Source organism: Phaeobacter sp. SYSU ZJ3003 (genome assembly GCF_041300735.1).
Taxonomy (GTDB): domain Bacteria; phylum Pseudomonadota; class Alphaproteobacteria; order Rhodobacterales; family Rhodobacteraceae; genus Phycobacter; species Phycobacter gallaeciensis_A.
In genome coordinates, this window is the sequence record NZ_PXNU01000001.1 from 296,590 (window position 1) to 322,564 (window position 25,975).

Sequence of the window (25,975 nt, forward strand, 5' to 3'; positions counted from 1 at the left end):
CTCATGCCAGAAACCGCCCCTGTGGAAGACTATCACTTCCGTCGGAAGGGGCGGTCTCCCGCACTGGTTCTGGCGCTGACAGCCTGGCTTGCGGCGCTGGCCGGGCTGTATTTCTATGCGCAGGCAACGCCATGGCTGATTGCGTTGTTGTTCCTGCCGGTCATTCCCGGCCTGTTCGATCTGGTAAAGAACCCGGGCTCCGGCCTTGATGTGACGGCGGAGCAGATCGTCTGGTTCACCGGCGGCGAGCAGACGGACCTGCCGCTGTCACGCATCGCGCGGCTGCGGCTTGATACCCGGCTGGATCTTTCGATCCGCGCAACTCTGATCCTGACAACGGGCAACAAGCTGCGACTGCCGCAGCCCGTCGTGCCGCCTGTGGCCGAGCTGACCCACGCGCTGGATCAGCGCGGCATCGCCCATGAGCGGCATCATTTCTCACTTTTTTAGTATTATTTTACAGGTTTACCCTGTTCATTATACCTTTTCGAAAGGACCTCTCCCGTTTTTCCGGATCGGCTCCTTCAGTTCCCCAGAGCTGCCATTTTTGCGCCGCAATGCGCCATCAGTTTGCGAGGGACGAAGCAGTACCAATTCGCCGGAAACGAGAATGCCAAGATCCCCCTTTCAACTTTTGGATATCCTGTCCCGCCTCCCCGTTTCCCTGCCTGACCGGCTGAAACGACGCGACGCCACGACCGCCGTTGCGGCACCGGCCTCAGTGCGCGCTGAGCCAGCGGCTCACTATGCGCGTCCGGAGGATAGCCTGTCGATCTCGATCTGTACCGAGAGCGACGAGGATACCGCCTGCTGTGCCTTGCAGAAGGAGGGGCAGTTCCTTGCCCGGCAAGAGCGCTGGCAGGAGCTGTCAGACAGGCTCGCAGAGGCCGATCAGGCACGGTTCACCACTCCCGGCGGCATGCCCGAGGCCGAGCTTCTGGCCTATGGCGCACGCGCCGATGTGGTCAACGCGGTGGAACATGCCCTGAACGATGGGCAGCCCCGCGATCAACGGCAGCTTATCGACGGGGTGATGGCACTAGAGGCCATCCGCAAGGATCACCGCAAAGATCCCTATCTGACCGCGCTGATCGCGCTGGCCCATATCGATATCGGCTGGGTCTGGCGAGGTCCGGGACTTGAGGAAACCGTCTCCAAGGTACACCTGCGGCGCTGCGCCGCCCATTTTGAACGCGCTGCCACGCTGCTATCGGGCATCGCGCCCGGTCTGCCCGGCAGCGCCTTCCTTGCAGCGGCGGACTGCGCGCTCTTTGCCGCCCGCCGCGCCGAAACGCTGCATGTGGCCGATGCCTATGCCCGGCTGATCGATCTGGCACCGCAGAACCACCGCCCCATGCGCGCCCTTGGGCTTCAGATGCTGCCACGCTGCTCCGGTTCCTATCCGGCGCTGGAGCTGGAGGCCCGCCGCACCGCTTCGCGCACGCAGGATATCTGGGGCTCCGGTGGCTACACTTGGGTCTATTTCGACGCCCTTGCCACCGACTCGGCAGCCGGGGCCCTGGTCGATCCGCAGTTTTTCATCGACGGGTTGAAGGACATCCTGGCCGCCCATCCCTCGCAGGATATGGCGAACCTTCTCAGCGCCTATTGCGCGGTGGCACTGGGCGGCGCGCAGATGGATGGCACGACGCCGCAGACGCCCCGGCAGGAAATCGCAAGCGCCGCCATCTGGCTGATCCGCGACCACCTGCGCGAAGTACATCCCCTGATCTGGGCCCATGCGGCGAACGGGTTTGACAACAGCGCCCGAGTTACCTCGCTGCGCCGCTTCTCGGCCCGCGGGCAGGCACAGGCTATGAGCTTTATCGCGCAGATTTTCCGAGATGAGATCGCCCATGGCCAGAAGATCGCCATCACACCGGACGGGCTGCATGTGACCACCGGCTAGGCGCGCGCCCTCGGGCAACGCAGCACTGTCAACAGACACAGAAAAGGCCGGGACATGCCCGGCCTTTTGCGTTGCGGCTTCATCCGGCGTTCAGGTTTTCTTGAAGGCATCCATCAGTGCTGCGCCCAGCGCGCCGGTAGCGCCACCTTTATCCTGCGCCGGTTTCCCCTTGGGGCCAGCCGTCATCTTCCCCCGCGCAGGCGGTTTGCCACCGCGACGGTTGCCCGACCCCTGCCCCGGACCAGCGCCGCGTTCCTTGCGGTTTTCCCGGGCCGACGCGCCGCCGTCCTTTTTCATCGTCAGGGCGATCCGTTTGCGCGGCACGTCCACCTCGGTCACGGTGACCTTCACCACCTGCCCGGCTTTCACCACCTCGTGCGGGTCCTTCACGAACCGGTCGGCCAGTTGGCTGACATGCACCAGGCCGTCCTGATGCACGCCAATGTCCACGAAGGCGCCAAAGGCCGCGACATTGGTCACCGTACCTTCCAGCACCATGCCGGGTTTCAGATCGGTGATCTCCTCAACCCCGTCGGTAAAGGAAGCAGTGACAAAGCTGGGGCGCGGATCGCGGCCGGGTTTTTCCAACTCGCTCAGGATGTCGCGCACCGTAGGCAGGCCAAAGCTCTCATCGACGAAGTCTTCGGCGCGGATGCCGCGCAGGGCGGTATTGTCCCCCATGATCTGACGGATATCCCGCCCGCAGGCCGTCACAATCTTGCGCGCAACGCCGTAAGCCTCGGGGTGCACAGAGGATGCATCCAGCGGCTCCTTGCCGTCCCGGATACGCAGGAAGCCCGCGCATTGTTCAAAAGCCTTGGGGCCAAGCCGCGCAACCTTCAGCAGCTCCTTTCGGGACTGGAACGCCCCGGCGGCATCCCGATGCGCCACGATCGCCTCGGCCAGCCCGGGGCCAAGCCCCGAGACATGCGCCAGAAGCGGCGCCGAAGCCATGTTGAGGTCAACGCCGACGGCGTTCACCACATCCTCGATCACCGCCTCCAGAGATTTCGACAGTTTGTGCTGATCGACATCGTGCTGGTACTGGCCAACGCCGATGCTCTTGGGCTCGATCTTCACCAATTCGGCCAACGGGTCCTGCAGACGGCGGGCAATGGAAACCGCGCCGCGCAAGGAAACATCGAGATCGGGAAATTCCCGCGCCGCCAGTTCGGAGGCGGAATAGACCGAGGCGCCCGCTTCGGAGACCACCACCTTGGTCGGCGCCTTGATCTTGGCCGGCAGGTTCTTCAGCACCTCGGCCACCATCCGCTCGGTCTCGCGAGAGGCGGTACCATTGCCGATGGCGATCAGCTCGACGCCGTGCTCCGCGATCAGCTTCAGGATGGATACCTGCGCCCCGCGCAAATCGTTCTTGGGCTGAAACGGATACAGCGTCTCTGTGGCCACCAACTTCCCGGTCGCATCAACCACTGCCGCCTTGACGCCGGTGCGAATGCCCGGGTCCAGCCCGAGGGTCGGCCGCGCACCGGCTGGCGCTGCGAAGAGGAGATCCTTGAGGTTGCGGGCAAAGACCTGGATCGCATCCTCCTGCGCCCGGGCGCGCAGATCGCCCATCAGTTCCAGCATCATCGACAGCGACAGTTTCACCCTCCAGGTCCAGCCTGCGACCTTGCGCAGCCATTTGTCGCCGGGCCCATCGCCGCCAGCCCCCAGAACCGCGGCCACCATGGCCTCGGCCCTTGCCACGCCCTCTTCCGGGTCGGGGCCGATATCCAGCGTCAGCACGCCTTCGTTCGAGCCGCGCAGCATCGCCAGCGCCCGGTGCGAGGGCACATCGGCCCAGCGTTCGCGATGATCGAAGTAATCAGAGAATTTGGCGCCTTCCTGCTCCTTGCCTTCGACCACCCGTGCGGTCAGCAGGGCGTCGCGTTGCAGGAACTCCCGCAGACGCCCCAGAAGGTCGGCGTTCTCGGTCAGGCGCTCGGTCAGGATATCGCGCGCACCGTTCAGGGCATCCTTCACCGTCGCCACCGCCTCGGTGATATAGCCTTCGGCCAACGCCTCGGGCTCAGCGTTGCGGTCGGCAAGGATCGCCTCCGCCAATGGTTCCAGCCCGTTTTCCCGCGCGATCATCGCCTTGGTACGACGCTTGGGTTTGTAGGGCAGATAGATATCTTCAAGCTGCGCCTTGGTCTCGGCCTTGGCAATCTTGGCTGCCAGATCGTCGGTCAACTTGTCCTGACTGCGGATCGATTCGAGAATGGTTCCCCGGCGCGATTCCAGCTCCCGCAGGTAGGATAGGCGCTCGTCCAGGGTCCGCAGCTGGGTATCGTCCAGCCCACCAGTCACCTCTTTGCGGTAGCGGGCGACAAAGGGCACCGTCGCACCCTCATCCAACAACTGCACGGCGGCGCTGACCTGTTTGGCGGCAGCGCCGATTTCGGTTGCGATGGTCTGGGCGATGCGGGCGCTGATCTCGGGCGATGTATCCACGGGCGGGGTCCTCTTCCTTGGCGCGGTCATGGCGCGGGGAGACCCTTCTTAGCCTTGGCGACAGGAGCCGCCAAGGGGGTGACGAATGCACCTGCGCGCATCCGCCATTTTTCAGCCGTCAGGGCGCTCAGAAGTAGATGAAGTCATCCCAGCTGAGCTCAGAGGCACTGACATTTTCAAGCAGCACCGTATCGCCCGCGCCATAGCCAACCAGCGTGCCATCGACCACCGAGGTGATGGTGACGTCCCCCTGGGTCACAACCTGCATTTCCAGCAAGTCGACACCCACTTCGAAATCGGTGATGAGGTCAGCGTTGCCGCCTTGCTCAAAGGCGAAGACATCGAAACCGACGCCGCCGCTCAGGATGTCATTGCCATTACCGCCAGCCAAATAGTCAAAGTCGGCACCGCCGCTGATCACATCGTCGCCGTCACCGCCAATCAGGTAGTCAAAGCCATCACCACCCGTGAGAACGTCGTTACCATCCCCGCCAAGCAGATTGTCATCGCCTGCCCCGCCATCCAGCGTGTCGTGTCCAACACCCCCGTCAAGGCTGTCATGACCCGCGCCACCAAACAGCGCATCCTCGCCAAAGTTGCCCAGCAGCTCGTCACTCCCCGATCCGCCATAAACAACATCGTCGCCGCCATCGGCCCAGATGTAGTCATTGCCAAGTCCGCCATCCAGCGTGTCAGCGCCATAGTTGCTGGAGATGATGTCATCCTGGGCGCTGCCGATAAGGCTGCTCGCCTCGATACCGTCGATGGTGATGAAGCGGTTGCTGTAGAGGAAGGTCATCCCGCTGAAGTCATAGCTGCCGCCGGCCTCCAGGTGCAGGCCTTCGTCTTGCCCGGCAACCCCCAGCTGGATCTGCTCGATACCGCGCAGCTCTGCATCCGCGCTGATGCGGTTGTTGTCGCTGCCGGTGAATTTCAGCGTGTCGATCCCGGAGCCACCGCTCACGACGCCATCCAGGCGCCCGTCCGCCGTCTCGTGCAGGATGAGATCATCGCCGCCGCCGCCGTACAGGGAATCGCGGCCCTCACCACCATCCAGAGTGTCGCTACCATTGCTGCCGGAGAGAAGGTCGTCGCCAGAGCTGCCAACCAGGTGATCATCGCCATCGCGTCCAAAGATGCGATCATCGCCAGCATCACCCCAGATGTAGTCATCGCCAAGGCCGCCATCCAATGTGTCGTCACCGTAGCTGCTGATGATACTATCGTCCTGGGCACTGCCGGTGACCTTGGTCGCCAACGTGCCATCGACAAAGATATCGCCGGTGCTGTCGAGGAATGTAATTGCGCTGAAATTGTAGGAGCCTCCGGACTCAAGCCGCAAATGGCCTGGGGTCTCTGCATCGCCCAGCTGGATCTGCTCGATGTCGATCAGCTGCGCATTCGCACCGATGGAGGCACTGTAGGGGCCAGCGAACCTCAGCGTGTCGATCCCGGCACTGCCGATCACGACGGTGTTCAGAGGCCCGTAAAGCGTGTTGTATTCGATCACATCAGCGCTATCGGGATCCACCAGGGTAAAGTCCGATTGGTCGATATTGGCGGCATCGACGTTTTGCAGGAAGACACTGTCACCTTCGCCATAGGTCACAAGGGTACCGCCCTCGACCGAGGCAATCGTGACGTCAGACCAGGCCGCACCGCGAATTTCCAGCGTATCCTGTCCGTCGACAAAATCGGTGATGGTGTCCATCCCATCGCCGGAGCGGAAGGCAAAATGGTTAGCACCAGCACCGCCAGTCAGCCTGTCAGAGCCACTTCCCGCGTAGAGGGTGTCGTTGCCAAGACCGCCATCGATCACATCATCGTAAGCGGTTCCGAAAAGGATATCGTCTGCGTCTGTTCCAGTTTTAATATTCGCCATATCGCCGGTGTCCTCTGTTGAATATGGTATTTGCCATGCGTCAGCAAAAACTCGCACAGGATGCATTTGCACTCGTCAAAACAACCTTATCGAGTCTTTGATGTTTCCAATTTTTCGCTTAGGGCGAGGTGGTCATCTGGGCAGAGGCTCCTTCCCGGCGTCGAATAGCCCTGATTTTGTTATCCCGGCGGGAAAGCCACGGCCCGAAGCGATGGGCACGATCCGCGTCCATCCGGGCCGGACATTTAAAAGAGACACTTTGAACTAAACTGCAGGCCACAGGGGCGCTGCCGCCATTGCCTCTTGCTCCTCGCGCCCGGCAGCCCTAGAACGCTGGGCAAACCAGATATTAGGAGCCGGCACTCATGCTCGACCTGACATATGAACTCCCCAAGCCCAAGGTGATCTCGGGCGCCAAGCATGACTGGGAACTGGTCATCGGCATGGAGGTGCATGCCCAGGTCAGCTCCAATGCCAAGCTGTTCTCCGGCGCCTCGACCCAATTCGGGGCCGAGCCGAACTCGAACGTCTCTTTCGTGGATGCGGCGATGCCCGGCATGCTGCCGGTGATCAACGAATATTGCGTCGAACAGGCGGTGCGCACCGGGCTGGGCCTCAAGGCCGATATCAACCTCTGGTCCGCATTCGACCGCAAGAACTACTTCTACCCCGACCTGCCGCAGGGCTATCAGATTTCGCAGCTCTACCACCCCATCGTCGGCGAAGGCGAAGTGCTGGTTGAACTGGGCGACGGCACCGCGCGCAATGTGCGGGTCGAGCGTATCCACATGGAGCAGGACGCGGGCAAATCGATCCACGACATGGACCCCAACATGTCCTTTGTCGACCTCAACCGCACCGGCGTCTGCCTGATGGAGATCGTCTCGCGCCCCGACATCCGTGGCCCCGAAGAGGCCGCCGCCTATATCGCCAAGCTGCGCCAGATCATGCGTTACCTGGGCACCTGTGACGGCAACATGCAGAACGGCAACCTGCGCGCCGACGTCAACGTGTCGATCTGCCTGCCGGGCGCCTATGAGAAATACCAGGAAACCCAGGATTTCTCGCATCTCGGCACCCGCTGCGAGATCAAGAACATGAACTCCATGCGCTTCATCCAGCAAGCAATCGAGGTCGAGGCCCGCCGCCAGATCGCCATCGTCGAAGCTGGCGGAGAGGTCGAGCAGGAAACCCGTCTTTACGACCCGGACAAGGGTGAGACCCGCTCGATGCGCTCCAAGGAAGAGGCGCATGATTACCGCTATTTCCCCGATCCCGACCTGCTGCCGCTGGAGATCGAACAGGACTGGGTGGATGACATTGCCGCCAACCTGCCCGAGCTGCCGGATGAGAAAAAGGCCCGCTTCATCGCGGATTTCGGCCTCACCGACTATGACGCCTCGGTTCTGACCGCAGACGTGGAATCGGCTGCCTATTTCGACGAGGTCGCCAAGGGCCGCAACGGCAAGCTGGCCGCCAACTGGGTGATCAACGAGCTGTTCGGCCGCCTGAAGAAAGAAGACCACGACATCACCGACAGCCCGGTCACCCCGGCGCAGCTGGGCGGGATCATCGATCTGATTTCCTCGGATGCCATTTCGGGCAAGATCGCCAAGGACCTGTTCGAGATCGTCTATACCGAAGGTGGTGATCCGGAACAGATCGTCGAAGAGCGCGGCATGAAGCAGGTGACCGACACCGGCGCGATTGAAACCGCACTGGACGAGATCATCGCCGCCAACCCCGCGCAGGTGGAAAAGGCCAAGGTGAACCCGAAACTGGCGGGCTGGTTCGTCGGTCAGGTGATGAAGGCCACCGGCGGCAAGGCCAATCCGAAGGCGGTGAACGAGCTGGTCGCCAAGAAACTGGGCTGAGCCAATCAAACCCTATCAAAAGGCGCTCCAACTGGGGGCGCCTTTTTTCGTCGCGTTTACCCCACAAGGGCAGCGCCCCACCTAGGTCGGATACAAGTTCGACCCTACCCTCACAATCGGCTGCTTATCAGCGAAAGTTATTTTCGCGCATGCCCCTGTCGAATTACGCCCCCCCTTCGATCATTGAAGGCCTTCAACGACTCTCCAAAACTCTTGCCATGCGGCTCGCTGTTCAGGAGGAATGCCTTCTTCATCATCATTGGCAATTTGCTCTGGCGTTGCCCAGGCGATGCTGAGGGTTTTCGCCGAGCTACACAGACGTTCTGCTTGATCACTGGCGAGTTCGGCTCCTAGAACTTCAGACAAGCCCGCCTTCCCCTCTGACACCTCAGTCATTGCATCAATGTGAGCCTGCACGCCAGCACGCTCCGCGTCCTTGGGAAAGGCTGCAATGAGCGCTTCGATAGCCGCTAAGTCGTGATCTCGCTGCCCTCCGCACGCCCACTTGATCGCGATCGGCTTCAAGAAGAAGTCAAAGCCAAAGAAGATATTTTGAGGTGGGTTTGTTTGAGCCGATGCTCCAGACGCTATCAAACTCAAGGGAATTACAGTCTGTTTTATCAAGTTAATCATCGCGAGTAGTTCCGACCCATTTTGGAAGCATTCTGAGAGCCGCTCTCGTTGCCAAAGCCACCACAAGGCAGCGACATCGTCCCTCCGGCGGTTCCTCCAGCCAATCCCTAAAACTCTGCCGGTCTACAATCTCGCTGACGTCCAAATGCGCTGCCCCTTGCCAATCCCTGCCCTGCAATACCTCCACCCTGCCCGCAGCCCCCTGCGGTTGCAAGCCTACCCTTGACCCTCGCCGCGCTCTGGCCCAGCCTGCCGCCCAACGAACACCTCTCTACGGAGCACCCCATGAAAACCCAATTCGATCAGGCCCTTCAGGACCGCTTGGTGCGCTATGCCGCCATCGACAGTCAAAGCGATGAGACCTCGCCCTCCTCCCCCAGCACCGCGATCCAATTCGATATGCTGAACCTGATGGTCGAGGAGTTGAAAGAGATCGGCGCGCAGGATGTGGAGCTGACCGAATACGGCACGGTACTCGCCACCGTGCCCGGCACGGCAGAGGGGCCGACCGTGGGGTTCCTCGCCCATGTGGACACCGCGCCGCAGTTCAACGCCACAGGGGTCAAGCCACGCGTGATCAAGGGTTATAATGGCGGCGACATCACATATCCCGACAATCCCGATCTGGTGCTCTCGCCCAAGGACCACCCCTATCTGGCGGGCAAGGAAGGGCATGACCTGATCACCGCCTCGGGCACCACCCTGCTCGGCGCCGATGACAAGGCGGGCGTTGCCGTGGTGATGACGCTGGCGCAGCACCTGATCGACAATCCAGACATCCCCCATGGCCCCATCCGCATCGCCTTTACCCCGGACGAAGAGATCGGCCGCGGCGTCGATCCGCAACTGCCCAAGGAACTTGGCGTCGATTTCGCCTATACGCTGGATGGCAGCGATGTGGGTGAGATCATTTATGAAAGCTTCTCGGCTGACCGCGCCGTGGTGGCGATCAAGGGCGTGTCGATCCACCCCGGCTGGGCCAAGGAGAAGATGGTCAACGCAGCGCATCTGGCCTCCAAGATCATCCAGACCCTGCCCCAGGCCACGATGACGCCGGAAACGACCGATGAGCGCGAGGGTTTCCTGCATGTGACCGACATGAACGGTGGTTCCTCCGAGATGGAGATCAAGCTGATCCTGCGCGATTTCGAGCGGGACGGGCTGGCCGCCAAGGGCGATCTATTGCGCAAGGTCTGCGACGCCGTGCAGGCAAGCGAGCCGCGCGCGGAGATCACCTGCGAGATCTACCCGCAGTATCGCAACATGCGTTACTGGCTGGAGGAAGACATGACCCCGGTGGATCTGGCGCTAGAGGCCTGCAAGGCGAATGGGATCGAGCCGATCTCGATCCCGATCCGCGGCGGCACCGATGGCTCGCGCCTGACCGAGCTTGGCGTGCCGACGCCGAATATCTTCTGCGGCATGCAATGCGTGCACGGCCCGCTGGAATGGGTTTCGGTACAGGATATGGCAGCAGCGACCAACGTCTGCCTGACCCTGGCGCAGCTGGCCGCCAAGACGTAACCGCCCCTCCGCGCGGCGCCCTGTCGCCGTCGCAGATGTAGAGAGAATGTCACGACCTGCGCCCCGGCCCGGGGGCGCAGCTTGACCCCTCGCCAGCATGCGTTAAACCTGCGGTCCAGTCGTCAGGAGACCGGCATGCAGCCTTATGAATACAAAGTGGTTCCCGCCCCGCATAAGGGCACCAAGGCCAAGGGCGTGAAAACCCCCGAGGATCGCTTTGCCAACTCGGTCGAGATCACGCTCAACCAGATGGCCGCCGAAGGCTGGGAATACCAGCGCGCAGAATTGCTGCCCTCGGACGAACGTTCCGGGCTGACCGGATCGACAACCAACTGGCGCAATGTGCTGATCTTCCGCCGTGCGCTGGCCCCTGCCCCCGTGCAGCAGGCCCCGGCGGAGGACACAGGCGCGGCCGCCCCGCCGCTGACGGCCACCGCTGGCGATCCCGAAGCCCCCACAGGCGCAACCCCGGTTCCTGGTCCCGGCGCGGCGCAGATGCAGGGCGACGATGGTGTCGAAGAACTCAGTCCGGTTTCGGGCGTGACGACCGCGCTCAAAACCCGGGCCAGCCTGTCAGCGACGCGCGATCTGCCTGAAAAACCGGCAGGCGATTCCGAAGACGACTCCGGAACCCGCTGAGGATACCGCGCCCGCCTGGGGCGCAATAAGCCGTGCTTAACTACCGATATCCAGCGCCAGCGCGTGAATACGCGGCACGATATCGCCCAATGCCTTGTGCACCGCGCGGTGCTGTTGAACCCGGTTCATCCCGGCGAAGGCCGCAGCGCGGATTTTCACATTAAAGTGACTCTCGCCTGCGCCGTCATGACCGGCATGTCCGATATGGCTGTCGCTGTCGTCCACGACCTCCAGATGGCTGGGTTGGAACGCCTCTTGCAGGCGCATTTCCATTTCGCTCTTCACGCTCATTTTCCGCTCACTCTCATAAAAATTTCCCCTCCCCCCTTCTATCTTCTGCCCCTTAGACTAAACTGCTTGCTCCGAGTCGAGCAGATCCGTCTAGAAGGTGCGCCCCATGAGCAAATCAGATCCCTTTGGTTTCGATATGTCCGTCCGCTCCGCGAAAAAGAAAAACCCACGCGGGCGACGTGCCGTATCCGGAGCCTCAGAAACATCGGTGCGAACCTGCGCCAAGGAAGGCTGCGAGGAAGCCGGCAAGTTCCGCGCCCCCAAAGCCCCCGATGTGCTGGATGAATACGTCTGGTTCTGTCAGGAACATATCCGGGAATACAATCAGAAATGGAACTTCTTCCAGGGCACGACCGAGGCTGAATTGAACGCACAGGCCTCCAAAGACAAGGTCTGGGAACGTCAGACCCGCCCGATGGGCGACCCCGAGGCCCGCGCCTGGGCGCGCCTGGGCATTGAGGACCCGCATCAGGTGCTGGGGGCCAATGCCACCCGCAACCCCGGCAAGAACGCGAAATCCGGCCGCCGCCTGCCCGCCACCGAGCGCCGCGCACTGGAAATCCTGGAAGCCCGTGACGACTGGTCCAAGGCCGAGATCCGCAAGGCCTACAAGAAACTGATCAAGGTTCTGCACCCGGATATGAACGGCGGCGACCGCAGTCAGGAAGAACAGCTGCAAGAGGTTGTCTGGGCCTGGGACCAGCTGAAAGAGAGCCGCAGCTTCAAATAACCGATCTGCGCATTTTGAGATCAGGGCCCCACCGGGGCCCTTTTTCGTGCAGGATCTGGCCGTCGTACATTCTTCGCTCTAAGCCCGTTTCAGCGCTCCCCGTATACGCTCATAGCCTCTGCCACAGCCCGCCAAACATGCATCCACCGCGGTGAGACGTCGCGCAATTGTACCGCTCACATACCTTTCGCTTGCCCTTCTCCGTCAGATCGGGCACCAATCCCCCGAATTACGCCCCCAGACCGCCGGGGCACAGAGATAAGGATCGACTGCTATGAGCGACGGCATGCTGGATATGAATGCGAAACCGACCGAGACCATTTCGGTCCGTGATGTGTTCGGGATTGACACCGACATGACCGTCAAGGGCTTTGCCGAAGGCTCTGACCGGGTGCCGGCGCTGGATCCGACCTACAAGTTCGACCCCGACACCACGCTGGCCATCCTTGCGGGCTTTAGCCACAACCGCCGCGTGATGATCCAGGGCTATCACGGCACGGGTAAATCGACCCACATCGAACAGGTCGCTTCCCGCCTCAACTGGCCCTCGGTGCGCGTCAACCTCGACAGCCACATCTCCCGGATCGACCTGATCGGTAAGGATGCGATCAAACTGCGCGACGGCAAGCAGGTCACCGAATTCCACGAAGGCATCTTGCCTTGGGCGCTGCGCAATCCGGTTGCCATCGTATTCGACGAATACGATGCGGGCCGTGCCGACGTGATGTTCGTGATCCAGCGGGTTCTGGAGCATGACGGCAAGCTGACCCTGCTCGATCAGAACGAGATCATCACCCCGAACCCCTTCTTCCGCCTGTTTGCCACCGCGAACACCGTCGGTCTGGGCGATACCACGGGCCTTTACCACGGTACCCAGCAGATCAACCAGGCCCAGATGGACCGCTGGTCGCTGGTCTCCACGCTGAACTACCTCAGCCACGATGCCGAAACCGCCATCGTCCTGTCCAAGGCACCGCATTACAACACCGAGAAGGGCCGCAAGATCGTCAGCCAGATGGTCACCGTTGCGGATCTGACCCGGACCGCCTTCATGAACGGCGACCTGTCCACCGTGATGTCGCCGCGGACCGTGATCAACTGGTCGCAGAACGCCGAGATTTTCCGCGACGTGGGCTATGCCTTCCGGCTGTCGTTCCTGAACAAATGCGACGAGCTGGAACGTCAGACCGTGGCCGAGTTCTATCAGCGTTGCTTTGACGAGGAACTGCCCGAAAGCGCGGCAAACGTCGCCTGAACCCGGTAAGGACACTCCCATGCATATCGGCCTGATCGGTGGAATCGGCGTTGCGGCCACGGTGGTTTATTACCAGCGGCTGACGGCGGCGATGGCCGCACGGGGCCTGCCGCTGGAGCTGACCATCGTCCACGCCGATGTGCAGGAGCTGATCCGCAACAACCTGTCGGACAACCGCGCGGCCCAGGCCGAAATCTATGCAGGATTGATCGACCGTCTGCGCGGCGCCGGGGCCGATTGCGTTGCCATCACCTCTTTGGGTGGGCATTTCTGTTTCGACGAAACGGTGGCGCTGTCGTCCCTGCCGCTGGTCTCGGCCGTCACGCCGCTGGACGATTATTTTGCGGCACAGGGGCTGAACACCGTCGGTCTGCTGGGCACCCGCGTGGTGATGAAGACGGGCCTTTATGGGCAATTGAAGAAAACCCGCGCCGTGGCGCTGGAGGATGAGATCGAGGACCTGGGCCAAAGCTATCAGGACATGGCCGTCGCCGGGGTATGCACGCCGCAAAAGCGGGCGCTGTTCCTAGATGCAGGACAGCGGATGGTCGATGGTCTAGGCGCCGATGCCATCGTGCTGGCGGGCACCGATCTCAACCTGGCGTTTGACGGGCAGGATCCGGGCTATAGGGTGGTAGATGCGCTGGATGTGCATGTGGACCTGCTGGCGCGGCTGGCGGCCGATGAAGCCGACCTCGATGAAGTGAGAGCGAAAATATGAGCAAACCGACCGACAACCCGGCAGATCCGTTCAAAAAGGCGCTGGCCGAAGCGACCAAGGTGATGGCCGACGATTCCGAACTGTCGGTCAGCTACACGGTCGACCCGGCCGGGCTTTCGGGCGATTCCATGCGCCTGCCGCAGGTCTCCCGCCGGATGACGCGCGAGGAAGTGCTGTTGGCCCGCGGCACTGCGGATGCGCTCGCTTTGCGCCACAAGTTCCACGACGATGCCGTCCACGCGAAATACGCACCGCAAGGCGAGATGGCCCGTGATCTGTACGAGGCGATGGAAACCGCCCGCTGCGAGGCGATGGGCGCGCGCCACATGCCGGGCACCGCCTCCAACATCGACGTCAAGATCCGCAACGAGGCGATCCGGCGCGGCTATGATCAGATGAAATCCTCGACCGAGGCGCCGCTGGCTGCTGCTGCGGGCTATCTGGTAAGGCAGATGGCCACGGGCCGCCCGCTGCCCGAAGGTGCCGCCAACGTGGCCGAACTGTGGCGCGGTTATATCGAGGCCGAAGCCGGTGAAACGCTCGGCGACCTCGAAGAGAAAATTGCCGATCAGGCGGAATTCGCCCGCTTTGCCCGCCAGATTATCACCGATCTCGGCTATGGCGACCAGCTGGGCGATGACCCCGATCAGCCGGATGAGGATCAGGAAGACCAGGCCGAAGAGGACGCCGAAGAGCAGCAGGATCCCGACAGTTCCGGCGAAGATGATTCCGACGACGAACAGGCCGATGCGGATGCCGAACAGGCGCAGGAGCAGCAGCAAGACGAAAGCCAGGCCCAGGTCTCGATGGACGAGATGGCTGAGGACGAGCTGTCGGAAGAAACCGAAATGCCCGATGGCGAGGCGCCGCTGGACCCGCCCCCGCCGCCGCCTGCCTCAGAAGCGGATCCCGACTACAAGGTGTTCTTGGACACCCACGACGAGGAAATCGCCGCAGAAGATCTGGCCGAACCAGCCGAGCTGGAGCGCCTGCGCGCCTATCTCGATCAGCAGCTGGAACCGTTGAAAGGCGCGGTTTCCCGCCTTGCCAACAAGCTGCAGCGCCGTCTTCAGGCGCAGCAGAACCGCTCCTGGGAGTTCGACCTGGAAGAGGGCATTCTGGACGCAGGCCGTCTCGCGCGCGTTGTCGCCAACCCGACCACCCCGCTGTCGTTCAAGCGCGAAAAGGATACCGAGTTCCGCGACACCGTGGTGACGCTGCTTCTCGACAACTCCGGCTCGATGCGGGGGCGTCCGATCTCGATCGCGGCGATCTGCGCCGACGTTCTCGCCCGCACCCTTGAACGCTGCAACGTGAAGGTCGAGATCCTCGGCTTTACCACCCGCGCCTGGAAGGGCGGCATGGCGCGCGAGGCCTGGCTGAACGAAGGCCGCCCGCAACAGCCCGGGCGCCTGAACGATCTCCGCCACATCATCTACAAGGGCGCCGATGTGCCCTGGCGCCGGGCGCATCCGAACCTTGGCCTGATGATGAAAGAGGGCCTGTTGAAAGAGAACATCGACGGTGAGGCGCTGGAATGGGCGCACCGCCGGATGGTCGGCCGTCCCGAGGCGCGCAAGATCCTGATGGTGATTTCCGACGGCGCGCCGGTAGATGATTCTACCCTGTCGGTGAACCCGGCGAACTTCCTGGAAAAACACCTGCGCGATGTGATCGCCATGGTGGAGAAGAAAAAGCAGGTGGAGCTTCTGGCCATCGGCATCGGCCATGACGTCACGCGCTACTACGACCGCGCGGTGACCATTACCGATGTCGAACAACTCGCCGGAGCCATGACCGAACAGCTGGCGGCGCTGTTTGACAGCGACCCGCGCGCCCGCGCCCGTGTCATGGGCATCAAGAAGGCCAGTTAAGAGAGCCCCGGCATGGCGCAGCGCAAGATCGAATATTTCTACTCCACCCATTCCGCCTATGCCTATCTTGGCTCCAGGCGGCTGGCAGAAATCTGCGCGGCCCATGACTGCCAACTGATCCACCGCCCCTTTTTGTTGTCGCCAGTGGTGGAGCAGGCAGGCGGGCGTCCCTTTGCCGGGCGCAGTCAGGCGCATGTCGATTACTTCTTCGGACGCGAGATCGAACGCTGGGCCGCCTATCGCGGTGTTCCGATCATTACCTACCGTCCGACCTACCATGACAACGCCCTGACCCTTTCCAGCGGCATGGTGATCATGGCCGAACGTCTGGGGCAGGACGTTGATGCCCTTGCCCATGCGTTGCTTGAGGCGCATTGGCGCGATGACATCGACCTGATGAACCCCGAGCAGCTGTCACAGGCTGCACGAAACGCCGGGCTTGACCCCGAACCGCTGCTTGCAGGTGCGATGGCGCCCGATGTGCAGGCGGTTCTACAGGCAAATACCGATGCGGCCCTGCGGATGCATCTGTTCGGCTCACCGACCTATGTGCTGGATGGGGATCCCTATTACGGACAGGACCATCTGGAACTGCTGGAATTCGGCCTGCGCCAGCCCTTCCCCGACACCACCTTTCAGAACCCACCTGTCGGCGCGGCCTGAATTTCCCGGGTTGCACCCGGCCCCGCTTCGCTGTTCTCTGGCGCGGTTGACACCCGCCAACGCAGGAGGCTCCCCATGTTTCAGTCATTCGACGTCACCGCCCGCCCGGATCAGGGGCCGCCCCGGCTGCAGGCACTGCGCGCAGAGCTGGATCGGGAGGCGCTGGATGGCTTCCTTGTCCCCCGCGCCGATGCGCATCAGGGTGAATACGTCGCCCCGCGGGACGACCGGCTTGCCTGGCTGACCGGCTTTACCGGCTCTGCAGGGTTTTGCGCGGCCATGGCCCATGTCGCGGGTGTCTTCATCGACGGACGCTACCGCACGCAGGTGAAACAGCAGGTCGCTGATGTCTATACCCCAGTGCCCTGGCCCGAGGTCCAGCTGCACGACTGGCTGAAGAAACAGCTGCCGGATGGCGGTCGCGTCGGGTTTGATCCATGGCTGCACGCCACCGGCCAGATCGCCGACCTACGCAGACAGCTGGACGGCAGCGGCATCATGCTTGTCGATTGTGAAAACCTGGTGGACCGCATCTGGGAGGACCAGCCTGCACCGCCCGCAGAGCCCGTCATCGCCCACCCCGAGGCGTACGCCGGGGAAAGCGCCGCCGACAAATGCGGACGGCTGGCCAAGGACCTGCGCGAGGCCGGACAAGAGGCCGCCCTGATCACCCTACCCGACAGCATCATGTGGCTGCTGAACATCCGCGGATCGGACATTCCACGCAATCCGGTCGCCCATGGCTTTGCCATCCTGCACAGTGATGCGCGTGTGGACCTGTTCATGGAGCCGTCGAAACTGGAGGGGCTGGCGGATCACCTGGGCGCAGGCGTAACCGTGCATCCACCTGCCGGTTTCCTGAATGCCGTGGGCGCGCTCAATGGCGCCGTGGCGGTGGACCGGGACAGCCTGCCGCAGATCGTTGCCGAGACTCTGGGCGCCCGTCTTCAGCCGACAGGCGACCCCTGCGCCCTGCCCAAGGCCTGCAAGAACGCGGCAGAGATCGAAGGCAGCGCCGCCGCCCACCTGCGCGATGGCGCCGCCGTGGTGGAACTGCTGGCCTGGCTCGACGACCAGCCGCCGGGTAGCATCACAGAAATCGACGTGGTCAAGCAGCTGGAAACGCTGCGCCGCCGCGACGACAAGCTCCGCGATATCAGTTTTGACACCATTTCGGGCACCGGGGCCAATGGCGCCGTGATCCACTACCGAGTCACGGTCGAGACCGACACGGTACTGCAGGACGGCGATCTGCTGGTTCTGGACAGCGGCGGGCAGTATCTGGATGGTACCACCGACATCACACGCACCATTGCTATTGGCGCCCCGGGAGCCGAGGAACGCGCCGCCTTTACCCGCGTGCTGCAGGGCATGATCGCAATCTCGCGCCTGCGCTGGCCACAGGGACTGGCCGGGCGCGACATCGAGGCCATCGGGCGGATGCCGCTGTGGCTGGCCGGGCAGGATTTCAATCATGGTCTGGGCCATGGCGTCGGCGCCTACCTCAGCGTACACGAAGGCCCGCAGCGCCTCAGCCGTGCCTCTGCGGTACCGCTGCAGCCAGGTATGATCCTGTCCAATGAACCGGGGTATTACCGCGAAGGTGCCTTTGGCATCCGGATCGAGAACCTGATCGTCGCGCAAAAGGCCCCTGCCCTGCCCGGCGGCGACGCAGAGCGGGACATGCTGGACTGGCGCACCCTGACCTTTGTCCCGATCGACCGGCGGCTGATTGACGCAGATATGCTATCAAGGGAAGAACGCGACTGGCTGAATGCTTATCATGCGCAGGTCGCCCAGAAAATCCGCCCAATGATCAGCCCTGCCGCACAGGCCTGGCTGGACGTGGCGACTGCGGCGATCTGATACCCGGCTGTTACATTGCCGGGGCAAGACATGCATACCAATGACGAGATGGGGAAAATAACATGAGCAAGATCCGAATTCGCAAGGCAGATGGCACCTGGGTGGTGCGCTCGGGCGGGGCCGTTCTGGGCGAAACCAGCCGCGCACTAGAGCTGAGCGAAGAGGGTCATGCGCCGGTCATCTATTTCCCACGCGAAGACATCGCCATGGCCTTTCTCGATCCGAGCAGCAAGACGACGCATTGCCCGCACAAGGGCGATGCCTCCTATTTTTCCATCGTAAACAAATCCTCGGTGACCGAAGACGCTGTCTGGAGCTATGAGGACCCAATCAGTGACGTGGGCGAAATAAAAGGCTATTTGGCGTTTTATCCCAGTGACTCGGTGAAGATCGAACAGATTTGAATCTGCCGGGTCAGCAGGGCCGCCTTTTACGGCACAGCTTCTAGGCGGCACAGCGTTTTACCGGCGCTGTGCCGTTTTCAAAGCCACTAAGAACCGATAGCAATCATTAAATTTAAACTGACCGACAGCGGTACCGCGCGACCTGCGCGTATCATTAACAATTATACAAAATTTTGGACCGCCTATACTTCCGTGCCCTTGCCAATGAGGGGCTCGAAGCTAGATCACGGTCGGCACCTATTCCGGCGCCCGCGGCCGGTCAAAGCGGCCCATCAGGACCGCCCCGATATCAGGATTTCAAAGTGGCCCATCCGCCTGAAAGCAGATCAGCCCTACAACAGTACAGAACGGACCAAATGCCGTTTTGCCTGTTCCAGAGCTTCCCCCGACCCAAAGACATTTGCGTCTCTGGCGCATTCGATTGCGTAGTTGACCAACGCTTCGAGGGCCGCCTGTTCTTTGTCCTGCTCGCTCGTTTTGTTTTGTACTTCGACCTCTTTCGGGTCGAATTTATAAGTACGCATATTTTCCCTTCCGCACCCCATTTACGCCCGTTGCCGTTAACTTTACTTAAAAAAGCGGTTCATCCAATCCAGCGAAAGAAAAAATTAATAAATGCGTGACGTAGATACATCTCAGTTGAGTGGTCGCCTGCTTCGGGTCTTTTTAACAGTTTACGATGAAATGTCCGTCAGCAAGGCGGCTGAGCAGCTGAACATCAGCCAATCCACCGTCAGTCATAACCTGGAAAAACTGCGCTGCATCATAGGCGACAAGTTGTTCGTGCAGGCCGGGCGCGGCATCGTTCCCAGCCCACGCGCGGAACGCCTGGTGCCCAAGGTTCGACGCCTGTTGGCCCAGATGGATGCGCTGGTGGACCATGGGGAATACGTCCCCGCCAATGACCCCGATCCGTTTGTGATCGCCACAAACGGCGGCGTTCTTGTCCCCGAGGTCAACCGAACCTGTACGCGCATCTGGCAGGAAGTTCCCAGAAAACGCATGGTGTTCCGCGAGCTTGGCCCCAGCGCGAATGCCGAAAACCTGCTGGAGCGTGGGATTGCCGATTTTGCCATTGCCCCCCGCCCCGAAGTCTATCCCGCGACCCTGTGCCATGCGCATCTTTTCTCCGAGGGCTTCCGGGTCTTTTACGATCCTGAGGTGCGCGGACCGATAAAGGACGTCTACGACTACTCTGGCGCCAGCCATGCCACGCTGGATTTCGGCGGCCCCTACAAAAGCACCGTGCAGAGCGCGCTGGAGGCTCTCAACCTGTCACGCGACATTGCCGTCAGCGTGCCGAATGTCTGGCTGCTGGCCGAGGTGATCCGTGGCACCGACACGGTTGCCACCCTGCCGGCCATGCTAATAAATTCTGCGTTCCGGGGGTTCAGCAGTTCTCCGCTACCGCTGAGCGTTCCGGATGCAGAATTTGATCTGGTCTGGCATCGCCGGTTCGATGGATCATCCAGATTGGCATGGCTACGTGAGATTCTCACCGAAACCCTGAAACAGCCCGCCAGCTGAGGCACACCAGAACCGCCCCCGGGTCTTAGCTGTGTTCCTCTGCAGCCGTTGCCACTAGGGCGCGGTTATAGGCCTTCAGCGCATCCACGTGGTAGAGCACCCCAAGAAGGCGGCCCTGCTGCTCAGCATCGCTCGGCGCGGGCACGTCATCCGGAGCAACCACCGGCAAGAACGGCACATCCGCCCGGTCGAACACCGGCAGCACCGCCTCCAGCGACTGATCGGGGCGCAGCATCAGTCCTTGATCAATCAGCGGAGCGCAGTCCTCTGGCGTGGCGCAGCGCGGATCCCCCAGCGGCCGCATCAACCCACCCACCTGCAACAGCGCCAGCAGATAGGCCTGCGGCCCGGCCGCGCAATGCAGATTGCGCCGCTCCAGCTGGGTCAGGAAGAACGACCGGTCCACCAGCCGCGAGGCCAGCGCCGTCGACAGGGAGACCGAAACCATGACCGCAAGGCCGATTTGCCAGTCTCCGGTCAGCTCGAATACGATCAGCGTGGTCGAGATCGGCGCCCCTAGAACGGCAGCCGCGACCGCCCCCATGCCCGCAAAGGCATAAAGCGTATGCGTCCCTGACACTTCCGGCAGGACCGATGTCGCGATCAGCCCAAAGGACAGGCCGGTCATCGCTCCGATCATCAGCGACGGTGAAAACACCCCGCCCCCCATGCGCCCGCCCATGGTGATGGCCACGGCAGCGGTTTTCACCACGGTGAACAGGATGGCCTGCGACAGCACCAACCCACCAGTAAGCGCCAGCACCGTCGTCTCATAGCCAACCCCGATGATATGCGGAAACCAGATCGCAATCGCCCCCAGAAGAAAGCCAGAGACCGCCGGGCGCAGCCAGCGCGGGATCGATAGAGCTGTCTGGATATCGGTTCCCACTCGATCTGCCCAAAAAATCGAGCGCATGAGCACCACGGCGACCAGTCCACAAATCAACCCGAGCATCAAAAAGGCAGGTAGCTCGACATAGAACTGCAAGGCGCCCGGCGTGGTCAGCGTGAATTCCGTAACATCGCCATATTCCAACCGGTTGATCACCGTGCCCGCGACCGAGGCGATGGCGATGGGCGCAAAGGCATGCACAGCAAAATGCCGCAACACAACCTCAAGCGCGAACAGCGCACCGGCGATAGGCGCGTTGAAGCTCGCAGAAACTGCCGCTGCCACCGCACAGCCCAAAAGATCGCGCCCGGTGATGCCATCGGCCTTGATCCGGTCGCTGACCCAGCTGGAAATGACGCCTGCAAGGTGCACCACTGGCCCTTCGCGCCCCGCCGATCCGCCGGTCGACAGCGTCAGGAAGGACGCCATGGCCGACCCAAGCCCGGCGCGGATTTCGACGCGGCCATTGCGCATTGCCGCCCCTTCGATCACATCGGCAACCGAACGCACCCGCCCATCGGGGGTGAAATTGTGCAGGATGATTCCGACGACCAGCCCACCCACGGTGGGGATCACCAGCAGCATGTACCACGGCAGATCCTGCGCGAAACTGTGCAGAAAATGAATATCCTCGGCGCCATAGATCCAAGCCTGAAGGGCGGTAATCCCCTTTCGGAACAGCAAGGCCGCAAAACCGGCCGAGATACCGATCAGCAAGGCGATCATCCAGAATTGAAACTGGCTTGGCCCGCGATGCAAAAGAATACGCCAGACATCGCGCAGCCATGCAAGACCCTGCATCGCCAGCACCTTTGCCCCGGTCCGGGAATTATGCTTCATTGTTCGCCTTCAGTTTCCTGCCCCCCTCAAAGCAGAGAAAAATTGCCAAACCACCAACACTGAGCACACAGGACCGTGACCCGTGCGTCAGCCGGTCAGCAAGGCTCCGGCGGCGGCGCGCGCTTCTTTGGTGATGGTATCGCCCGACACCATCCGGGCGATTTCATCCACCCGTTCCGTCTCGCTCAGCGGCACCACCTCGGACAGGGTCATGCCATCGGTGACGCGTTTCTGCACCCGCCAGTGATGCGCGCCCTGGGCGGCGACCTGCGGCGAATGGGTGACGACCAGCACCTGCCCGCCCGAGGCAAGGGATTTCAGGCGCCGCCCCACCGCATCAGCGGTGGCACCACCGACCCCGCGGTCGATCTCGTCAAAGATCAGCGTCTTGTCGCGATCCTCACCGCGCAAGCAGACCTTCAGGGCCAGCAGGAAGCGGCTCAGTTCCCCGCCCGAAGCGATCTTATTGAGCGGACCCGCCGGGGCACCGGGATTGGTCGCCACGGTAAAGGCAACATCGTCGTGGCCCTCCGGGCCCGGGGCGCCTGCGGTGATCCGGGTTTCAAAAACCGCGCGCTCCATCTTGAGGGGCGCCAGTTCAGCCATCACCGCTGTGTCCAGCGCCAGCGCGCTGTCGCGGCGCGCCGCACTCAGCGTCTCTGCAGCCGCTACATAAGCCGCCTCAGCGTCGCGCAGGGCGGCCTCCTGATCGGCCAGATCCTTATCGCCTGCATCCAGTGCCGCCAGTTTTTCGCGCAGGGTATCGGCATAGGCGGCCAGATCATCGGGCAGAACGTCATGCTTGCGCGCCAAGGCACGGATCGCAAACAGTCGCTCTTCGCAATCTTCCAGATCGCCGGGATTGAAATCGAGAGCAGACAGAACTCGTTCGACGCCATCTTGCGCATCGCCCAGTTCAATCATCGCCCGGCTGAGCGCCGCCAGCGGCTCTGTCAGCCCGATCTCCTCGGCGCCCTCAACACCTTCCAGCCAGCGCTGCGCCTCGCCCAGCGACGGATCGGCCCCCTCGCTCAGCAGCGCATGAGCACGGGCGATATCGCCCCGGACCCGCTCTGCCCCCTGCATCTGGCGGCGGCGCGCATCCAGCGTCTCGTCCTCGCCTGGCTCCGGGCTCAGCTTGTCCAGTTCCTCAACCGCGTGACGCAGGAATTCCTCTTCGGCGCGCACCGCATCCAGTGCTGCGCGGGTGGCCTCAACCGTCTTGCGGGCCTTGGCGGCCGTCGTCCAGGCCGCGCGGGTCTGTGACAGCAGATCCGGCACCCCGGCAAAGGCATCCAGCAGGCTGCGGTGCCCCTTTGGGTTCAAAAGACCCCGATCATCGTGTTGGCCGTGCAGTTCCACCAAGGTTTCCGACAACGCGCGCAGCACCTCACCCGAGCAGCGCCGATCGTTCACCCAAGCCGTCTTGCGGCCCTCAGCGGTATTAACGCGGCGCAGGATCAGTTCATGCCCGGCTGGCAGGCCTGCCTCTTCCAGAACCGCATGGGCCGGATGGCCCTCGGGCAGTTCGAATTCCGCGACCACCTCGCCCTGCGAGGCGCCCTGCCGCACCAGTTCGGCGCGTCCGCGCCAGCCCAGTACAAAGCCAAGGGAATCGAGCAGGATCGATTTACCAGCGCCGGTTTCGCCGGTCAGCACGTTGAGGCCGGCCTGAAAGTTCAGCTCCAGATGGTCGATGATCAGAATATCGCGGATATCAAGCGCGCGCAGCATTACTTTGCTCCGTTGCAAACGCTGTTACAGCCACTGGCCCTTGATCGACTGGCGATAGATCTGGCTCAGCCAGTTGTTCCCCCGGTCACGCATCTTCAGACCCTGCGACGTCAGCAGTTTATAGCTGTCCTGGTACCACTCTGTCGATTGATAGTTGTGCCCCAGGATCGCGCCGGCGGTCTGCGCCTCATCCACCAGACCCAGCGACAGATAGGCCTCGACCAGACGGTGCAGCGCCTCGGGGGTGTGACTGGTGGTCTGGAAATCCTCCACCACCACACGGAAGCGGTTGATCGCCGACGTGTAGTGTTTGTGGCGCAGGTAGTAGCGCCCGATTTCCATTTCCTTGCCCGCCAGATGGTCGAAAGCCAGATCGAATTTCAGGATTGCCGAGTTGGCATATTCGCTGTCGGGGTAAACCTCGATTACGGTGCGCAAAGCCTGCAGCGCCTGGAAGGTCAGCCCCTGATCGCGGCCGACTTCGTCGATCTGGTCATAAAAGCTCAGCGCCAGCAGGTATTGCGCATAGGCGGCGTCTTCGTCGGTCGGGTAGAAATCGATGAACCGCTGAGCGGCGGCGCGGCTGTTTTCGTAATCCTTGGCACGGTGATAGGAAAAGGCCTGCATGATCAGCGCTTGTTTCGCCCATTCAGAATAGGGATAGAGGCGCTCGATCTCGGAGAAGTAAAAGGCCGCGTCCTTGGACCGGCGGCGTTCCAGTTCGAACTCGCCGCGTTCAAAGATCTGTTTGGGGGTATAGCCGTCCAGCGCGCCTGCCTTTTCGGCCGCGCCACCGTCGCCGCCGCAGCCCGACAATGCAGCCATCAGAACAACCGCACCGATCCATTTGGCTCCTGCCCTGATGCCGATCATCTTTGCCTTACCTCACCGCATTTGACTCGCGGGTGTCCACCCCGGTTATGCCCGGTCTAGCACATTCAATTGGCGTGCAAAACGCCTTTAACCCACTTCGCCCTCACTTGGCAGAGATTGTCGGCCCGGGTCAAGCCTGCGGCGCCCCAGCGGTGGGTGCCGGACCACAGGTACAAATGAAAAAGGGCACCTAAGTGCCCCTGTCCGTCTTCCATCGGTGTCCTGATGATTGCGCTGATCCCTGCAGGGATCAGGCGACCTTGCGGATGGCTGCGGGGATTTCCCCCCAAACCAGCCCCTGCCCCGGCAGGCGGGCCACCATAGCCGCATCACACTCTACCAGACGCACCGCGCCGGGGGTTGCGAACAGCGCCCGCAGCAGGGTGTTGGTCAAGGCATGACCAGCACGCTCGCCGATATAGCGCCCCATCAGCGGCGCACCGGCCAGCGCCAGGTCACCCAGCGCGTCCAGCATCTTGTGACGGACCGGCTCATCCGAATGGCGCAGACCTTCGCCGCTTTCAACCTCTTCACCATCGAAAACAACAGCGTTCTCGCCCGGCACACCGCCAAGAGCCAGGCCATTGGCCTGCATCGCCTCGACATCAGCGCGGCGGCAGAATGTACGGCTGTCGCACAGCTCGCGGGCAAAGGCTCCATTGCGCAGGTCCAGCGTCTTGCTCTGACGTCCAATCGCCTGTTCAGCGAAATCAATGTGGAATTCGATCATCAGCCGGTCGCAGGGCAGAATGGTCGCCTTTGCGCCATCTTTTTCGACGCTGACCTCCTTCAGAACCTGCAGAACCTGCACCGGAGCAGACAGGCGACGCACGCCTTTCTGCATGATCCCGCGCACAAACAGCGCCGAGGAGCCATCAAGGATCGGCACTTCGGGTCCATCGATTTCAATCAGGGCGTTGTGCACACCACAACCAGCCAGTGCGGCCATCACGTGCTCAACGGTAGATACCGACACACCGGCGGCGTTGACCAGACGGGTGCACAGCGCGGTGCGCTCCACATAGTCCCAGCGGGCCGGGATGACAGAATTGCCCAAAGCGATATCGGTCCGTTTGAAACGGATGCCATGATCCGCCGCAGCCGGTTTCAGAACCATCCGCGCAGGCTGGCCGGAATGCAGGCCTGCGCCTTCAAATGTCACCGATGCTTTCAGGGTATTCTGCACCTTGTGCCTCTTTCTTCTGGGTCCGGCCATCTGGGGCCGTGTTGCCGATGATAGGTAAGGAAACGGGCACGCGGGCTCAACTCAATCTTTGTAACGGATTGAAACATCCCTGTAACGAATAGGCAAAACACTGCCTAGAGCGTGTCGCGTTTAATCGGTTTTGTATCCTGCGGCCTTGAAGAAGTTGTAGCATTCCTCGTC

General features: G+C 62.0%; 22 protein-coding genes. 13 read left to right on the forward strand and 9 right to left on the reverse strand.

Features of this window, described 5'->3' with window-relative positions; translation table 11 throughout:
• The first annotated feature begins 3 nt into the window (after positions 1-3).
• On the forward strand, positions 4-450 hold the full coding sequence (locus C6W91_RS01395; protein WP_370570404.1) for a hypothetical protein: 447 nt from the start codon (positions 4-6) through the stop codon (positions 448-450).
• Between the two features lie 160 nt (positions 451-610).
• Entirely contained in the window at positions 611-1,909 is a 1,299-nt protein-coding gene (locus C6W91_RS01400) for a hypothetical protein (protein ID WP_274868122.1), read from the forward strand.
• 90 nt (positions 1,910-1,999) lie between these two features.
• Here C6W91_RS01400 and C6W91_RS01405 read toward each other — a convergent pair whose 3' ends face one another.
• Positions 2,000-4,366, reverse strand: coding sequence for a Tex family protein (locus C6W91_RS01405; protein WP_274868124.1), 2,367 nt, complete (start codon positions 4,364-4,366; stop codon positions 2,000-2,002).
• Between the two features lie 127 nt (positions 4,367-4,493).
• A complete protein-coding gene (locus C6W91_RS01410) occupies positions 4,494-6,248 on the reverse strand; it encodes a calcium-binding protein (protein WP_274868125.1) in 1,755 nt (584 codons plus the stop codon).
• Between the two features lie 365 nt (positions 6,249-6,613).
• On the opposite strand from C6W91_RS01410, the gene gatB reads away from it, so the two are divergent.
• A complete protein-coding gene (gene gatB, locus C6W91_RS01415) occupies positions 6,614-8,122 on the forward strand; it encodes an Asp-tRNA(Asn)/Glu-tRNA(Gln) amidotransferase subunit GatB (protein ID WP_274868126.1) in 1,509 nt (502 codons plus the stop codon).
• A 180-nt stretch (positions 8,123-8,302) separates the two neighbouring features.
• Here gatB and C6W91_RS01420 read toward each other — a convergent pair whose 3' ends face one another.
• A complete protein-coding gene (locus C6W91_RS01420; protein WP_274868127.1) occupies positions 8,303-8,755 on the reverse strand; it encodes a hypothetical protein in 453 nt (150 codons plus the stop codon).
• A gap of 285 nt (positions 8,756-9,040) precedes the next feature.
• On the opposite strand from C6W91_RS01420, the gene pepT reads away from it, so the two are divergent.
• Complete coding sequence (pepT, locus tag C6W91_RS01425; protein WP_274868128.1) at positions 9,041-10,279, forward strand: peptidase T; 1,239 nt, start codon at positions 9,041-9,043, stop codon at positions 10,277-10,279.
• A gap of 135 nt (positions 10,280-10,414) precedes the next feature.
• Positions 10,415-10,918 (forward strand): DUF4177 domain-containing protein, encoded by a 504-nt coding sequence (locus tag C6W91_RS01430; RefSeq protein ID WP_274868130.1) that lies wholly within the window; start codon positions 10,415-10,417, stop codon positions 10,916-10,918.
• 36 nt (positions 10,919-10,954) lie between these two features.
• Here C6W91_RS01430 and C6W91_RS01435 read toward each other — a convergent pair whose 3' ends face one another.
• Complete coding sequence (locus C6W91_RS01435; RefSeq protein WP_274828888.1) at positions 10,955-11,209, reverse strand: BolA family transcriptional regulator; 255 nt, start codon at positions 11,207-11,209, stop codon at positions 10,955-10,957.
• Between the two features lie 106 nt (positions 11,210-11,315).
• Here C6W91_RS01435 and C6W91_RS01440 point away from each other — a divergent pair, with 106 nt between their 5' ends.
• From C6W91_RS01440 to C6W91_RS01470, 7 genes are all read left to right on the forward strand, one after another.
• Positions 11,316-11,939 (forward strand): J domain-containing protein, encoded by a 624-nt coding sequence (locus tag C6W91_RS01440; protein WP_274868133.1) that lies wholly within the window; start codon positions 11,316-11,318, stop codon positions 11,937-11,939.
• A 274-nt stretch (positions 11,940-12,213) separates the two neighbouring features.
• Positions 12,214-13,194, forward strand: a complete 981-nt coding sequence (gene cobS, locus C6W91_RS01445) for a cobaltochelatase subunit CobS (protein WP_065273067.1) — start codon at positions 12,214-12,216, stop codon at positions 13,192-13,194.
• Positions 13,195-13,213: 19 nt separating this feature from the next.
• Entirely contained in the window at positions 13,214-13,915 is a 702-nt protein-coding gene (locus C6W91_RS01450) for an aspartate/glutamate racemase family protein (protein WP_274833488.1), read from the forward strand.
• On the forward strand, positions 13,912-15,789 hold the full coding sequence (gene cobT, locus C6W91_RS01455; RefSeq protein WP_065273065.1) for a cobaltochelatase subunit CobT: 1,878 nt from the start codon (positions 13,912-13,914) through the stop codon (positions 15,787-15,789). The genes C6W91_RS01450 and cobT overlap by 4 nt, the downstream gene beginning before the upstream one ends.
• A gap of 12 nt (positions 15,790-15,801) precedes the next feature.
• Positions 15,802-16,452: a 2-hydroxychromene-2-carboxylate isomerase gene (locus C6W91_RS01460; protein WP_274833486.1), complete on the forward strand. Its 651-nt coding sequence runs from the start codon at positions 15,802-15,804 to the stop codon at positions 16,450-16,452.
• A gap of 75 nt (positions 16,453-16,527) precedes the next feature.
• Entirely contained in the window at positions 16,528-18,318 is a 1,791-nt protein-coding gene (locus C6W91_RS01465) for an aminopeptidase P family protein (RefSeq protein ID WP_274836701.1), read from the forward strand.
• A gap of 62 nt (positions 18,319-18,380) precedes the next feature.
• Positions 18,381-18,722 carry a DUF427 domain-containing protein gene (locus tag C6W91_RS01470; protein WP_274836700.1) on the forward strand — a complete coding sequence of 114 codons (342 nt, stop codon included), beginning with the start codon at positions 18,381-18,383 and terminating at the stop codon, positions 18,720-18,722.
• A gap of 332 nt (positions 18,723-19,054) precedes the next feature.
• Here the strand turns inward: C6W91_RS01470 and C6W91_RS01475 are convergent, their stop codons facing one another.
• Positions 19,055-19,246, reverse strand: a complete 192-nt coding sequence (locus C6W91_RS01475; protein ID WP_065273789.1) for a hypothetical protein — start codon at positions 19,244-19,246, stop codon at positions 19,055-19,057.
• A gap of 91 nt (positions 19,247-19,337) precedes the next feature.
• Here C6W91_RS01475 and C6W91_RS01480 point away from each other — a divergent pair, with 91 nt between their 5' ends.
• A complete protein-coding gene (locus C6W91_RS01480; RefSeq protein WP_274836699.1) occupies positions 19,338-20,249 on the forward strand; it encodes a LysR family transcriptional regulator in 912 nt (303 codons plus the stop codon).
• 25 nt (positions 20,250-20,274) lie between these two features.
• Here C6W91_RS01480 and C6W91_RS01485 read toward each other — a convergent pair whose 3' ends face one another.
• The 4 genes from C6W91_RS01485 to lpxC all read right to left on the reverse strand — a co-directional run bounded on the left by C6W91_RS01485 (position 20,275) and on the right by lpxC (position 25,804).
• On the reverse strand, positions 20,275-21,981 hold the full coding sequence (locus tag C6W91_RS01485) for a chloride channel protein (RefSeq protein WP_274833481.1): 1,707 nt from the start codon (positions 21,979-21,981) through the stop codon (positions 20,275-20,277).
• An 87-nt stretch (positions 21,982-22,068) separates the two neighbouring features.
• Entirely contained in the window at positions 22,069-23,715 is a 1,647-nt protein-coding gene (gene recN, locus C6W91_RS01490) for a DNA repair protein RecN (protein ID WP_274836698.1), read from the reverse strand.
• A gap of 24 nt (positions 23,716-23,739) precedes the next feature.
• Positions 23,740-24,588, reverse strand: coding sequence for an outer membrane protein assembly factor BamD (locus C6W91_RS01495; protein WP_065273058.1), 849 nt, complete (start codon positions 24,586-24,588; stop codon positions 23,740-23,742).
• 250 nt (positions 24,589-24,838) lie between these two features.
• Positions 24,839-25,804, reverse strand: a complete 966-nt coding sequence (gene lpxC, locus C6W91_RS01500) for a UDP-3-O-acyl-N-acetylglucosamine deacetylase (RefSeq protein ID WP_274831779.1) — start codon at positions 25,802-25,804, stop codon at positions 24,839-24,841.
• Positions 25,805-25,975 lie beyond the last annotated feature (171 nt).